The organism is Pseudomonas sp. H1_D05, from assembly GCF_054682705.1.
Map to the genome: position 1 here is coordinate 3,183,680 of NZ_CP162825.1, position 13,793 is coordinate 3,197,472.

Genomic DNA, 13,793 nt, shown 5'->3' on the forward strand with positions numbered 1-13,793 from the left:
TACAATCCGGGCCTTGTTGTCTCTATGTAACTGGACAGGATCACTATGCCGGCTTCATTCGTTCATCTACGCCTGCACACTGAATACTCCCTGGTCGACGGGCTGGTGCGGATCAAGCCGCTGGTCAAGGCACTGACGGCCATGAACATGCCGGCGGTCGCGGTCACCGACCAGAACAACATGTGTTCCCTGGTCAAATTCTACAAAAACACCATGGGCGCGGGCATCAAGCCGATCTGCGGCGCCGACCTGTGGCTGTCGAACAAGGACCCGGACGCACCGCTGAGCCGGCTCAGCCTGTTGGTGATGAACGCCAAGGGCTATCGCAACCTCACCGAGTTGATCTCGCGCGGCTTCATCGAAGGCCAGCGCAACGGAATGATCATCGTCGAGCGCGAGTGGGTTGCTGAAGCCAACGAAGGCCTGATCATGCTGTCCGCCGCCAAAGAAGGCGAGATCGGCATGGCCATGATCGGCGGCAACCCGGCTGAAGCTGAAGCCTTGGCGCGCGAATGGATGGCGGTATTCCCGGATCGTTTCTATCTGGAAATCCAGCGCACCAATCGCCCTAACGATGAAGAACAGCTGCACGGTGCCGTTGCACTCGCCGACAAGCTCGGCGCGCCGCTGGTGGCGACCAACGATGTGCGTTTCATCAAGCAGGAAGACTTCGCCGCCCACGAAACCCGCGTGTGCATCGGTGAGGGCCGTGCCCTCGACGATCCGCGGCGCTCGAAGAATTATAGCGATCAGCAATACCTGAAAAGCGCCGAGGAAATGATCGAGCTGTTCAGCGATATTCCCGACGCCATCGAAAACACCGTCGAAATCGCCAAGCGCTGCAATATCGAAGTGAAGCTGGGCACTCACTTCCTGCCTAACTTCCCGATTCCCGATGGCATGACCATCGACGAGTATTTCCGCAAAGTCTCCTTCGACGGTCTGGAAGAACGCTTGTCGGTGCTGCTGCCCAAGGACACCACCGAAGACTACGAAGCCAAGCGTCAGGTCTACGTCGACCGGCTGAATTTCGAGCTGGATATCATTATCCAGATGGGTTTCCCCGGTTACTTCCTGATCGTGATGGACTTTATCCAGTGGGCCAAGAACAACGGCGTGCCGGTAGGTCCGGGCCGTGGGTCGGGTGCCGGTTCGTTGGTGGCTTATGTACAGAAGATCACCGACCTCGATCCGCTGGAATACGACCTGCTGTTCGAACGATTCCTTAACCCGGAACGGGTCTCCATGCCCGACTTCGACGTCGACTTCTGCATGGATGGTCGCGACCGCGTTATCGATTATGTGGCCGAAAAATACGGTCGCAACGCGGTAAGCCAGATCATCACCTTCGGTTCCATGGCGGCCAAGGCTGTGGTGCGTGACGTGGCGCGGGTGCAGGGCAAGTCCTACGGCCTGGCGGATCGTCTGTCGAAGATGATTCCGTTCGAAGTCGGCATGACCCTGGAAAAAGCCTACGAGCAGGAAGAAATCCTCCGTGACTTCATCAAGGTTGATGAAGAAGCTGCGGAAATCTGGGAAATGGCGCGCAAGCTCGAAGGCGTTGTGCGTAACGTTGGTAAACACGCCGGTGGTGTGGTTATTGCGCCGACCAAACTGACGGACTTCTCGCCAATCTATTGCGATGAAGCCGGTGACGGTCTGGTGACCCAGTTCGACAAGGACGACGTTGAAGCGGCTGGTCTGGTGAAGTTCGACTTCCTCGGTCTGCGGACCCTGACGATCATCGACTGGGCGCTGAAAACCATTAACCGCGACCGTGCCAAGGTCAACGAGCCGCCGCTGGATATCGCGTTTATCCCGCTGGACGACAAACCGACCTACTCGTTGTTGCAGAAAGCTGAAACCACCGCGGTGTTCCAGCTTGAATCGCGCGGCATGAAAGAGCTGATCAAAAAGCTCAAGCCCGACTGCCTGGAAGATCTGATCGCACTGGTGGCCCTGTTCCGTCCGGGCCCGCTGCAGTCCGGCATGGTGGACGACTTCATCAACCGTAAGCACGGCCGCGCCGAACTGGCGTATCCGCACTCGGATTACCAGTACGAGGGTTTGAAGCCGGTTCTGGCACCGACTTACGGCATCATTCTGTATCAGGAACAGGTGATGCAGATTGCTCAGGTCATGGCCGGTTACACCCTTGGCGGTGCAGACATGCTCCGTCGGGCGATGGGTAAGAAAAAACCCGAGGAAATGGCCAAGCAGCGCGGCGGTTTCATTGAAGGTTGCGCGACCAACAACATCGACGCCGACCTTGCCGGTAACATTTTCGACCTGGTAGAAAAATTCGCCGGTTACGGCTTCAACAAATCCCACTCCGCCGCCTACGGCCTGGTCTCGTACCAGACTGCGTGGCTGAAAGCCCACTACCCGGCGCCGTTCATGGCTGCGGTACTGTCGGCGGACATGCACAACACCGACAAGGTCGTGACCTTGATCGAGGAAGTGCGCACGATGAAGCTGCGCCTCGATGCGCCGGACGTGAACACTTCGGAGTTCAAGTTCACGGTGAACGACGACGGCCGCATCGTTTACGGCCTGGGCGCGATCAAAGGTGTCGGTGAAGGCCCGGTTGAGGCGATCACCGAGGCGCGTCAGGAAGGTCCGTTCAAGGATCTGTTCGACTTCTGCGCGCGGGTCGACCTCAAGCGCATCAACAAACGTACCCTCGACGGCTTGATCCGCAGCGGTGCGCTGGATCGTCTGGGGCCGTACTTCCATGACGAACAGAAGGCTTATCAGGCCAACATCGACCGCAACCGCGCCGTGCTGCTGGCAGCGATGGAAGAGGCGATCAAGGCGGCCGAGCAGACCGCGCGTACCCACGACTCTGGTCACGCCGACCTGTTTGGCGGGCTGTTTGTCGAGGAAGACGCCGACGTGTATGCGTCGCACCGCAAGGCCAAGGAGCTGACGCTTAAGGAGCGCCTCAAAGGTGAGAAAGACACCTTGGGCCTGTACCTGACCGGTCACCCGATCGACGAATACGAAGGCGAGATCCGCCGTTTCGCCCGTCAGCGCATCATCGACCTGAAGCCGGCGCGCGATACGCAAACCGTGGCGGGGATGATCATTGCCCTGCGGGTGATGAAGAACAAGAAGGGCGACAAGATGGGTTTCATCACCCTCGACGACCGTTCGGGGCGGATTGAGGCGTCGCTGTTTGCCGATGCGTTCCACTCTGCGCAGTCGTTGTTGCAGACCGACGCGATGGTGGTGGTCGAAGGCGAAGTCAGCAACGATGACTTCTCCGGTGGCCTGCGCCTGCGCGTCAAGCGGGTGATGAGCATGGAAGACGCGCGCACCAATCTGGCCGAAAGCCTGCGCCTGAAGCTGCAAACCCAGGATCTGAAAGGCGATCAGCTACGCTGGTTGGGGGATTTGCTCAAGCGTCATCGCGGCGCGTGCCCGATCACCATGGAGTACACCAGTCCGGATGCGAAGACCTTGCTGCAGTTCGGCGAGACCTGGCGGATTGATCCGGCGGATGCGTTGATTCAAGCCCTGCGTGACCAGTTCGGGCGAGACAACGTCTTCCTCCAATACCGTTGACCGGCAAGTGCCATCATGGCGCTTGCCCGCAACCTGAATTTTTAATCTCGACCTCAGCGCGCCTCTCCCTTAAGGTAGGGCGCGAATAGACAACCGGCCGGCCCAAGCTCATTTGGGACACGACCCAAGACGGACGCCTATGAACCCGAATTTTCTAGATTTCGAACAGCCGATCGCCGACCTGCAAGCCAAGATCGAAGAGTTGCGCTTGGTCGGTAATGACAATTCGCTGAATATCGGCGATGAGATCTCCCGCCTGCAGGACAAGAGCAAAACGCTGACCGAAGACATCTTTGGCAAGCTGACCAGCTGGCAGATCGCACGTCTGGCGCGTCACCCGAAACGCCCGTACACCCTCGATTACATCGAGCACATCTTCACCGAGTTCGACGAACTGCACGGCGACCGTCACTTCTCTGACGACGCGGCCATCGTTGGCGGTATCGCCCGTCTGGAAGACCAGCCGGTGATGATCATCGGTCACCAGAAGGGTCGTGAAGTCCGCGAGAAGGTGCGCCGTAACTTCGGCATGCCGCGTCCGGAAGGCTACCGCAAGGCTTGCCGTCTGATGGAGATGGCCGAGCGTTTCAAAATGCCGATCCTGACCTTCATCGACACCCCGGGTGCCTATCCTGGCATCGACGCTGAAGAGCGTAACCAGAGCGAAGCGATCGCCTGGAACCTGCGCGTGATGTCGCGCCTGAAGACCCCGATCATCGCCACCGTTATCGGTGAGGGTGGTTCCGGTGGTGCACTGGCCATTGGCGTCTGCGACCAGCTGAACATGCTGCAGTACTCGACCTACGCGGTAATCTCGCCGGAAGGTTGCGCTTCGATTCTGTGGAAAACCGCCGAAAAAGCGCCGGATGCTGCTGAAGCAATGGGCATCACTGCCGAGCGTCTGAAAGGCCTCGGCATTGTCGACAAGGTGATCAGCGAGCCTCTGGGCGGCGCCCACCGTGATCCGGCAGCTGCCGCTGCGTCGATCCGTGCCGAGCTGAGCTCGCAACTGGCGATGCTGAAGAAGTTCGATAACGAAGCGTTGCTGAAGCGCCGTTATGATCGACTGATGAGCTACGGTCTCTGATCGAACGCCGATTCAGCTGACAATGCAAAACACTGTGGGAGCGAGCTTGCTCGCGAAGGCGTTATAACAGGCAACGAAAATGTTGAATGTTGAACCGCTTTCGCGAGCAAGCTCGCTCCCACATTGGTTTCGGTGAAGGTGAAAAAATGAGTCAGCTCTCGATTGATTTGCCTTCCCGGTTATTACTGAGCCTTGAGCCTTGGCGCAACGCCACTCATTGGCGTATTGCATTCTCCGGTGGTCTCGATTCCACTGTTCTGCTGCATCTGCTCGCCTATCTCGCAAAATCCGAATCCCTCCCTCCACTCAGCGCTATTCATATTCACCACGGCCTCCAGGCTGCGGCTGATGCGTGGCCGCAACATTGCCAGTCCGTGTGTGATGCGCTGGGAGTGCCGTTGCTGATCGAGCAGGTGACGGTGCAACCAGGCGCGAGTCTGGAGCGGGCGGCGCGGGATGCGCGTTACGCCGTGTTCAGTGCGCTGACCCAAGCTAATGAGGCGTTAATCACTGGTCAGCACCGTGATGATCAGGCGGAAACACTGCTGTTCCGGCTGCTGCGTGGAGCAGGAGTGCGCGGATTGTCGGGAATGCCGCAGCAAAGGCCAGTGGGGCAGGGCATGTTGATTCGCCCGTTGCTGGATGTCACTCGAGCCGAGCTGGAACGTTACGCACAGGCTCACTCGTTAAGCTGGATCGAAGACCCGTCAAATCAGGATCGACAGTTCTCGCGCAATTACCTGCGCCATCAGGTTATGCCGGTGCTGAGCGAGCGCTGGCCGCAAGCGCAGGCGAACATGGCCCGCAGCGCCGCGCATCTGCGTGAAGCTCAGGGGCTGCTCGATGAGTTGGCGCAGATCGATTTGGCGCAAGCCGCGACTGCTCATGATTATGAATGGCTGGTTTTACCGTCGCTGGAACTGGCGCCACTCGCCGCACTGTCTGCTGCCCGGCAACGAAACGCGATCAGCCATTGGCTCGAACCCTTCACGCAACTGCCAGATACCGACCACTGGTCGGGTTGGAAAAATCTGTGCGACGCCGCTCACGATGCTTCACCAGTATGGCGTCTGGCCGATGGCGAGCTTCATCGCAGCGCCGGGCGTCTGTGGTGGCTCAGCGGTCACTGGCTACGCACGCCGATGATCGGCGTCGAGTGGCAGAGCCCGGCGTCAGCGCTACGCTTGGCCGATAACGGACATGTCACGTTCAGCGGGCAGACTCCCGTCGGGCCTTTGCGCATTGCCTATCGTCAGGGCGGTGAAGTCATGCAGCTGGCGGATCGCGGCCACCGTGACCTCAAGCGCCTGCTCAATGAGCGCGCGGTCCCGGGCTTCATGCGTGGCAGATTGCCGCTGCTGTTTCGCGGCGATGAATTGCTCGCGGTGGCGAATCTGCCGGGACTTGATGGTCATGCACAGGATGGCTGGAAATTGCATTGGCTGCCAACAGACGAAGATCAAGGTTTGAGCTGAAAGGAGCATTCCGGTAGACTACGCTCCCTTCTTGATACAACTTCTGTGGATTCGCCTGAATTGCAGGAGTTGCCGATTACCAAGCAGTCTTTGCTGGGCGATTCCAAAAAATGTGTAGCGAGCAACGTACCGGTGTTTCACCTGCCGGTCTGTCCCAACGCGGCGGTTTTTTTGAAAGGTGCACTGTGATTAATGCAGGTGATCGGGGGCTTCGGCCTTCCTTCGCTTTCCCCGGCGGCTCGTACCGCTTTAACGCAGACTTCTAGGGTTTTTCATGACGCGCTACATATTCGTCACGGGCGGTGTTGTTTCTTCATTGGGGAAAGGCATTGCATCGGCTTCATTGGCAGCCATCCTGGAGGCGCGGGGACTTAAGGTCACCATGCTGAAGCTGGATCCGTACATCAACGTCGATCCGGGCACCATGAGCCCGTTCCAGCACGGTGAAGTGTTCGTCACCCACGACGGCGCCGAGACCGACCTGGACCTGGGGCACTACGAGCGGTTCATCCGCACGACCATGACCCAGAACAACAACTTCACCACCGGCCGTGTCTACGAGCACGTGCTGCGCAAAGAGCGCCGTGGCGACTACCTGGGTGCAACCATCCAGGTGATTCCGCACATCACCGACGAAATCAAGCGCCGCATCATCAAGGGTGCCGGTGACGCTGACGTGGCGATGGTTGAAATCGGTGGCACCGTCGGTGACATCGAGTCGCAACCGTTCCTCGAAGCCATCCGTCAACTGCGTTTCGAAGTCGGCGCCAAGCGCGCGATGCTGATGCACCTGACACTGGTGCCGTACATCGCCACCGCTGGCGAGACCAAAACCAAGCCAACCCAGCACTCGGTCAAAGAACTGCGTTCGATCGGCCTGCAGCCAGACGTGCTGGTGTGCCGTTCCGATCACCCGATCGACATCTCGTCGCGTCGCAAGATCGCTCAGTTCACCAACGTTGAAGAACGTGCGGTGATCGCGCTGGAAGACGCCGACACCATCTACAAGATCCCGGGCATCCTGCACTCGCAGGGTCTGGACGATTTCGTCGTTGAGCGTTTCGGCTTGCAATGCGGCAGCGCGGATCTGTCCGAGTGGGACGCCGTGGTTGACGCCAAGCTGAACCCGGAACACGAAGTGACCATCGCCATGGTCGGCAAGTACATGGAGCTGCTGGACGCCTACAAGTCGCTGATCGAAGCGATGAGTCACGCCGGCATCAGCAACCGCACCAAGGTCAACCTGCGTTACATCGATTCCGAAGACATCGAAAACCAGGGCACTGCGCTGCTCGAAGGTGTCGACGCGATCCTCGTACCGGGCGGCTTCGGTCTGCGCGGCGTGGAAGGCAAGATCACTGCCGTTCAGTACGCTCGCGAAAACAAGGTTCCATACCTGGGTATCTGCCTGGGCATGCAAGTGGCGGTCATCGAGTTCGCCCGTAACGTGATGGGCTGGAAAGACGCCAACTCCACCGAGTTCGATCGCGCCAGCGGTCATCCGGTGGTCGGTTTGATCACCGAGTGGGAAGACGCGACCGGTGCCGTTGAAGTACGTACCGAATCGTCCGATCTGGGCGGCACCATGCGCCTTGGCGCTCAGGACTGCCTGCTTGAAGCCGGTTCCAAGGTCCACGACTGCTACGGCAAGGACGTGATCGTCGAGCGTCACCGTCACCGTTACGAAGTGAACAACAACCTGCTGCCACAGCTGATCGCAGCGGGCCTGAAAATCTCCGGTCGCTCCGCTGATGCGGCGCTGGTTGAAGTGGTTGAAGCGGCCGATCACCCATGGTTCGTCGCTTGCCAGTTCCACCCTGAGTTCACCTCGACACCACGTGATGGCCATCCGCTGTTCAGCGGTTTTGTCAAAGCAGCGTTGGCTCAACACCAGAAGAAGGCGTAACCCCGATGGCACAGAAGATCATCCGCGTCGGCGACATCGAAATTGCCAACGACAAACCCATGGTGCTGTTCGGCGGCATGAACGTGCTGGAAAGCCGTGACATGGCCATGCAGGTTTGCGAAGAGTACGTAAAGGTCACCGAAAAACTCGGTATCCCTTACGTGTTCAAGGCCAGTTTCGACAAGGCTAACCGTTCTTCTGTGACCTCTTATCACGGTCCTGGCCTCGGAAGAGGGCATGCGCATCTTCCAGGACATCAAACAAGCCTTCGGCGTGCCGATCATCACCGACGTCCACGAGCCTGATCAGGCCGCGGTCGTCGCTGAGGTCTGCGACATCATTCAACTGCCGGCCTTCCTGTCGCGCCAGACCGATCTGGTCGTCGCGATGGCCAAGACCAATGCAGTGATCAACATCAAGAAAGCCCAGTTCCTCGCGCCTCAGGAAATGAAACACATCCTGAACAAGTGCGTGGAAGCGGGTAACGATCAATTGATCCTCTGCGAGCGTGGTTCGAGCTTCGGCTACAACAACCTCGTGGTCGACATGCTCGGCTTCGGCATCATGAAGCAGTTCGAGTACCCGGTATTCTTCGACGTGACCCATGCGCTGCAAATGCCGGGTGGTCGTGCCGACTCCGCCGGCGGTCGCCGTGCCCGGGTTCTGGATCTGGCCAAGGCGGGCATGAGCCAGTCGTTGGCAGGTCTGTTCCTCGAAGCGCATCCGGATCCGGACAACGCCAAATGCGATGGCCCTTGCGCCTTGCGTCTGGACAAACTGGAGCCATTTCTGGCCCAGCTCAAGGCTTTGGACGAACTGGTGAAGAGTTTTCCGACGGTAGAAACCGCGTAAACCTCAATTCTCCGGTAAAGTACCGCACGATTTGTCGCTCATGCCCTCGGGCATGAGCGTTATCGTCTGCAAGCCTGCCCGCTGCACACCCCTTGCCGACGGTAAAAAGATTTCCTCTAGCTGCGTCGTTTTCGTCAACTTTGGAGTGTTTACAACAATGGCAAAAATCGTCGACATCAAAGGTCGTGAAGTTCTCGACTCCCGTGGCAATCCCACCGTGGAAGCGGACGTGCTTCTCGACAACGGCATCATCGGCAGCGCTTGCGCGCCGTCCGGTGCATCCACTGGCTCGCGTGAAGCACTCGAGCTGCGTGATGGCGACAAGAGCCGTTACCTGGGCAAGGGCGTGCTCAAAGCGGTAGCCAACATCAACGGTCCGATCCGCGATCTGCTGCTGGGCACCGACCCAAGCGACCAGAAAGCCCTGGATCACGCGATGATCAAGCTCGACGGTACCGAAAACAAGGCAACCCTGGGCGCCAACGCCATCCTCGCCGTGTCCCTGGCTGCGGCCAAGGCTGCTGCGCAGGACCAGGACCTGCCGCTGTACGCACACATCGCTAACCTCAACGGTACTCCGGGTGTCTATTCGATGCCGGTGCCGATGATGAACATCATCAACGGTGGCGAGCACGCTGATAACAACGTCGACATCCAGGAATTCATGGTACAGCCGGTTGGCGCCAAGTCTTTCTCGGAAGGTCTGCGCATGGGCACCGAGATTTTCCATCACCTCAAAGCTGTGCTGAAGGCCCGTGGCCTGAGCACTGCCGTTGGCGACGAAGGCGGTTTCGCACCGAACCTGGCCTCCAACGAAGACGCGCTGAAAGTGATCTCCGAAGCAGTGGCCAACGCCGGTTACAAGCTGGGCACCGACGTGACCCTGGCCCTGGACTGCGCGGCCAGCGAATTCTACGAAGACGGCAAGTACAACCTGTCCGGCGAAGGCCAGGTGTTCACCGCTGAAGGTTTCGCCGATTACCTCAAAGGCCTGACCGAACGTTATCCGATCATCTCGATCGAAGACGGTCTGGACGAGTCCGACTGGGCTGGCTGGAAGATCCTCACCGACAAGATCGGCGAGAAGACTCAACTGGTGGGCGACGACTTGTTCGTAACCAACACCAAGATCCTGAAAGAAGGCATCGATAAAAAGATCGCCAACTCGATCCTGATCAAGTTCAACCAGATCGGCACCCTGACCGAAACCCTGGAAGCCATCCAGATGGCCAAGGCTGCCGGTTACACCGCAGTGATCTCGCACCGTTCGGGCGAAACCGAAGATTCGACCATTGCCGACCTGGCTGTGGGCACCTCGGCTGGCCAGATCAAGACCGGTTCCCTGTGCCGTTCCGACCGCGTTTCCAAGTACAACCAACTGCTGCGTATCGAAGAGCAGTTGAATGGCAAGGCCAAGTACAACGGTCGCAGCGAGTTCCGCGGCTAAGTACAAATCGATGGAAGGACACCGGATTGTGTCGAAAAAGTCGTGACAGCGATGGATTTGCCACTAATCTGATGCCTTAACAGCACAAGCCTGGGTCTTCCAGGCTTCGTGCTATCAGATGCTTCAAAGTTTTGGCGTGGCTGTCTTTTTTCACTGGATACCTGATATTCGATGCGCAGTCCTTACTGGTTGTTTCTCGTTTTGCTCTTGCTACTGGCCGGTTTGCAGTACCGCCTGTGGGTGGGCAATGGCAGTCTGGCGCAAGTCGCCGAGCTGAATCAGCAGATAGCTGATCAACACGCCGAGAACGAAGGTTTGCTGGAGCGCAATCGCGTGATGGACGCTGAAGTCAGCGAGTTGAAAAAGGGCATGGAGACCGTTGAAGAGCGGGCTCGTCACGAACTGGGCATGGTCAAGGACGGCGAAACCCTTTACCAGTTGGCCCAATGATCAATTCCCTGCCGGCCTTCTGGGCCGTGATTCCTGCTGCGGGCATTGGTGCCCGAATGGCCGCGGACCGTCCCAAGCAATACCTGCAACTGGGCGGGCGCACAATTCTCGAACACAGCCTCGGCTGTTTCCTCGACCATCCAAGCCTCAAGGGGCTGGTGGTCAGTCTTGCTGTTGATGATCCTTATTGGCCGAACCTGGCGTGCGCGGGCGACTCGCGCATTCAGCGCGTTGAAGGCGGCGCGGAGCGTTCCGGCTCGGTGCTCAATGCTTTGCTGCACCTGCACGCGCAAGGTGCCGACGATGAAGATTGGGTGCTGGTGCACGATGCGGCACGGCCGAATCTGAGTCGCGAAGATCTCGACCAGTTACTCGATGAACTGGCGGATGATCCGGTCGGTGGTTTGCTCGCGGTGCCTGCGCGCGACACGTTGAAGCGGGTCGACAAGCACGGGCGCGTGGTTGAAACCGTGGATCGCAGCGTGATCTGGCAGGCGTACACCCCGCAGATGTTCCGCCTCGGTGCGTTGCATCGGGCGTTGGCCGACAGTCTGGTCGCGGATGCGCTGGTTACCGATGAAGCTTCGGCGATGGAGTGGGCTGGCCTGGCGCCGCGACTGATTGAAGGGCGGGCGGATAACCTCAAGGTGACCCGGCCGGAAGATCTGGAGTGGTTGCGTCAGCGTTGGGCTAACCGCCGCTGATTGCTGTGGCGCCTATTCCGCAGCCTTCGCGAGCAAGCTCGCTCCCACATTTGATTTGCGCCTGACACCAGATTTGCAGTCACTGCAGGTCCACTGTGGGAGCGAGCTTGCTCGCGAAGGCGGACGCATGAGCAACCCATCACTCAGCTTCGATACTCCGGCCGCTCAGCCAATCCTTCCTTGAGAAACTCCACCAACTTGCGCACCTTCGGCGACAAGTGCCGCTGTTGCGGGTACAGCGCCCACACCGCCGTATTTGGTGGCTGATGCGCCTCCAGCAACGAAATTAGCGCGCCGCTGTGCAAATGCTCCAGCACGTAATAATCCGGCAACTGACACAACCCCACCCCCTGTAACGCCGCATCCAGCACCGCTTGCCCGCTGTTGCAGCGCCAGTTGCCCTGAACCCGCTGGGAAAACTCCCGCCCGTTTTGCTCAAGCTGCCAGATGTCCGAGCTGCCAATCAGGCAATTGTGCCGACTCAATTCCGACAGGCTATGCGGGCGACCGTACCGCTCGACGTAGGACGGTGACGCGCACAGATACATTCGCCGTGGCGCCAGGCGTGTCGCGACCAACCGCGAGTCCTGCAAACGACCCAGGCGAATCGCCAGATCCAGGCCTTCATGCACCAGATCAAGCTGGCGATTGCTCAATTCGATATCGATGCGCAACTGCGGATAAAGGCCCATAAACCGCGTCACCAGCGGCACGATAAAACGCTCGCCGTAAGCCACCGCGCAGGTCATGCGCAGCATGCCTTTCGGTTCGCTGGTCAGATCGCCGACGGCACGCAAGGCTTCTTCGCGGCCATCCTGCAAGCGTTGGCAATGTTGCAGGAAGGTCTGCCCAGCCTCGGTCAGCGTCACCCGGCGTGTGCTGCGATAGAGCAGGCGCGTCTGAAGTCTTTCTTCCAGCCGTACGATTTGTCGACTGATGTGCGAGGACGAAACCCCAAGGCGTTCGGCGGCGGCGGTGAACTGGCTGCATTCGGCAACGGCAACAAACTCGTCAATGCCTTCCCAGCGGCTTTCGGACATCGGGATTATCCCTGTATGGCAATAATGTTTTGCTTTTGTCCGGATTATTCATCAGTTGGCGTTGAACTACACTGGTCGTCTGGTTTTTATTCAATGGATTCACTGGAGAGTCAGCATGATCAAGTCGCGCGCCGCCGTTGCCTTCGAGGCCAAGAAGCCGCTGGAAATCGTAGAAGTCGATGTCGCCATGCCCAAGGCCGGTGAAGTGTTGTTGCGCGTGGTGGCTTCCGGGGTTTGCCACACGGATGCCTACACCCTGTCCGGTGCAGACCCGGAAGGCATCTTCCCGTCGATCCTCGGCCACGAAGGCGGCGCCATCGTCGAAGCGATCGGCGAAGGCGTGACCTCGGTTGCGGTGGGCGATCACGTCATTCCGCTGTACACCCCGGAATGCGGCCAGTGCAAATTCTGCAAGTCGGGCAAGACCAACCTGTGTCAGGCGATTCGCGCGACTCAGGGCAAGGGTTTGATGCCGGACGGCACTTCGCGTTTTTCCTACAAGGGCGAAACCATTTTCCACTACATGGGTACTTCGACATTCTCGGAATACACCGTGTTACCGGAAATCTCCGTGGCCAGGATCTCTAAAGATGCGCCGCTGGAAAAGGTTTGCCTGCTGGGCTGCGGCGTCACCACCGGTATCGGTGCGGTGCTCAACACTGCCAAGGTCAAACCCGGTGACACCGTGGCCATCTTCGGTCTGGGCGGCATTGGTTTGTCCGCAGTCATTGGCGCGGTGAAAGCCAAGGCTGCGCGAATCATCGCCATCGACATCAACCCGGCCAAGTTCGAGATCGCCAAACAACTCGGCGCTACCGACTGCGTAAACCCGAAAGATTTCGATCGTCCGATTCAGGAAGTGATTGTCGACATGACCGATGGCGGCGTCGACTTCTCCTTCGAATGCATCGGCAACGTGCAACTGATGCGCGCCGCCCTTGAGTGCTGCCACAAAGGTTGGGGCGAGTCGGTGATCATCGGTGTGGCCGGTGCCGGCCAGGAAATCGCAACCCGTCCATTCCAGCTTGTGACTGGTCGCGTCTGGCGCGGTTCGGCATTCGGCGGCGTGCGCGGTCGTACCGAGTTGCCAAGCTATGTCGACATGGCCCAGAGCGGCGAGATTCCGCTGGATACTTTCATCACCCACACCATGGGCCTGGAAGACATCAACAAGGCCTTCGACCTGATGCACGAAGGCAAGAGCATCCGTACCGTCATTCATTTCTGATCAATCGTGGCGACATGGGCGCAAGTCTTGAAGGCTT

The 13,793-nt window shown here is 58.8% G+C and carries 9 protein-coding genes and 1 pseudogene; 9 read left to right on the forward strand and 1 reads right to left on the reverse strand.

The genetic code is table 11. The annotated features are described in order from the left end of the window. The first annotated feature begins 45 nt into the window (after window positions 1-45). From dnaE to ispD, 8 genes and pseudogenes are all read left to right on the forward strand, one after another. On the forward strand, window positions 46-3,567 hold the full coding sequence (dnaE, locus tag AB4O11_RS14225) for a DNA polymerase III subunit alpha (protein ID WP_038357916.1): 3,522 nt from the start codon (window positions 46-48) through the stop codon (window positions 3,565-3,567). Between the two features lie 139 nt (window positions 3,568-3,706). Continuing rightward, complete coding sequence (locus AB4O11_RS14230; RefSeq protein WP_108225216.1) at window positions 3,707-4,654, forward strand: acetyl-CoA carboxylase carboxyltransferase subunit alpha; 948 nt, start codon at window positions 3,707-3,709, stop codon at window positions 4,652-4,654. A gap of 146 nt (window positions 4,655-4,800) precedes the next feature. Continuing rightward, a complete protein-coding gene (gene tilS, locus AB4O11_RS14235; protein ID WP_460130986.1) occupies window positions 4,801-6,129 on the forward strand; it encodes a tRNA lysidine(34) synthetase TilS in 1,329 nt (442 codons plus the stop codon). Between the two features lie 274 nt (window positions 6,130-6,403). Then, complete coding sequence (locus AB4O11_RS14240; protein WP_460130988.1) at window positions 6,404-8,035, forward strand: CTP synthase; 1,632 nt, start codon at window positions 6,404-6,406, stop codon at window positions 8,033-8,035. A 5-nt stretch (window positions 8,036-8,040) separates the two neighbouring features. Further along, window positions 8,041-8,887 (forward strand): annotated as a pseudogene (gene kdsA / locus AB4O11_RS14245) (3-deoxy-8-phosphooctulonate synthase). 157 nt (window positions 8,888-9,044) lie between these two features. After that, window positions 9,045-10,334: a phosphopyruvate hydratase gene (eno, locus tag AB4O11_RS14250; protein ID WP_093436567.1), complete on the forward strand. Its 1,290-nt coding sequence runs from the start codon at window positions 9,045-9,047 to the stop codon at window positions 10,332-10,334. Between the two features lie 171 nt (window positions 10,335-10,505). Next, the gene (gene ftsB / locus AB4O11_RS14255; RefSeq protein ID WP_007908838.1) at window positions 10,506-10,784 is read left to right on the forward strand and encodes a cell division protein FtsB; all 279 of its coding nucleotides are present in this window, start codon (window positions 10,506-10,508) and stop codon (window positions 10,782-10,784) included. Continuing rightward, window positions 10,781-11,488 carry a 2-C-methyl-D-erythritol 4-phosphate cytidylyltransferase gene (ispD, locus tag AB4O11_RS14260; RefSeq protein ID WP_093436564.1) on the forward strand — a complete coding sequence of 236 codons (708 nt, stop codon included), beginning with the start codon at window positions 10,781-10,783 and terminating at the stop codon, window positions 11,486-11,488. The genes ftsB and ispD overlap by 4 nt, the downstream gene beginning before the upstream one ends. 143 nt (window positions 11,489-11,631) lie before the next feature. Here ispD and AB4O11_RS14265 read toward each other — a convergent pair whose 3' ends face one another. Beyond that, window positions 11,632-12,528, reverse strand: a complete 897-nt coding sequence (locus AB4O11_RS14265) for a LysR family transcriptional regulator (RefSeq protein ID WP_093436561.1) — start codon at window positions 12,526-12,528, stop codon at window positions 11,632-11,634. A 115-nt stretch (window positions 12,529-12,643) separates the two neighbouring features. On the opposite strand from AB4O11_RS14265, the gene AB4O11_RS14270 reads away from it, so the two are divergent. Beyond that, complete coding sequence (locus AB4O11_RS14270) at window positions 12,644-13,756, forward strand: S-(hydroxymethyl)glutathione dehydrogenase/class III alcohol dehydrogenase (protein WP_093436558.1); 1,113 nt, start codon at window positions 12,644-12,646, stop codon at window positions 13,754-13,756. The last annotated feature ends 37 nt before the right edge of the window (window positions 13,757-13,793 follow it).

Coding starts and splice junctions, on each gene's coding strand:
- dnaE (WP_038357916.1), top strand. CDS start 46: ATGCCGGCTTCATTCGTTCATCTACGCCTGCACACTGAATACTCCCTG.
- AB4O11_RS14230 (WP_108225216.1), top strand. CDS start 3,707: ATGAACCCGAATTTTCTAGATTTCGAACAGCCGATCGCCGACCTGCAA.
- tilS (WP_460130986.1), top strand. CDS start 4,801: ATGAGTCAGCTCTCGATTGATTTGCCTTCCCGGTTATTACTGAGCCTT.
- AB4O11_RS14240 (WP_460130988.1), top strand. CDS start 6,404: ATGACGCGCTACATATTCGTCACGGGCGGTGTTGTTTCTTCATTGGGG.
- eno (WP_093436567.1), top strand. CDS start 9,045: ATGGCAAAAATCGTCGACATCAAAGGTCGTGAAGTTCTCGACTCCCGT.
- ftsB (WP_007908838.1), top strand. CDS start 10,506: ATGCGCAGTCCTTACTGGTTGTTTCTCGTTTTGCTCTTGCTACTGGCC.
- ispD (WP_093436564.1), top strand. CDS start 10,781: ATGATCAATTCCCTGCCGGCCTTCTGGGCCGTGATTCCTGCTGCGGGC.
- AB4O11_RS14265 (WP_093436561.1), bottom strand. CDS start 12,528: ATGTCCGAAAGCCGCTGGGAAGGCATTGACGAGTTTGTTGCCGTTGCC.
- AB4O11_RS14270 (WP_093436558.1), top strand. CDS start 12,644: ATGATCAAGTCGCGCGCCGCCGTTGCCTTCGAGGCCAAGAAGCCGCTG.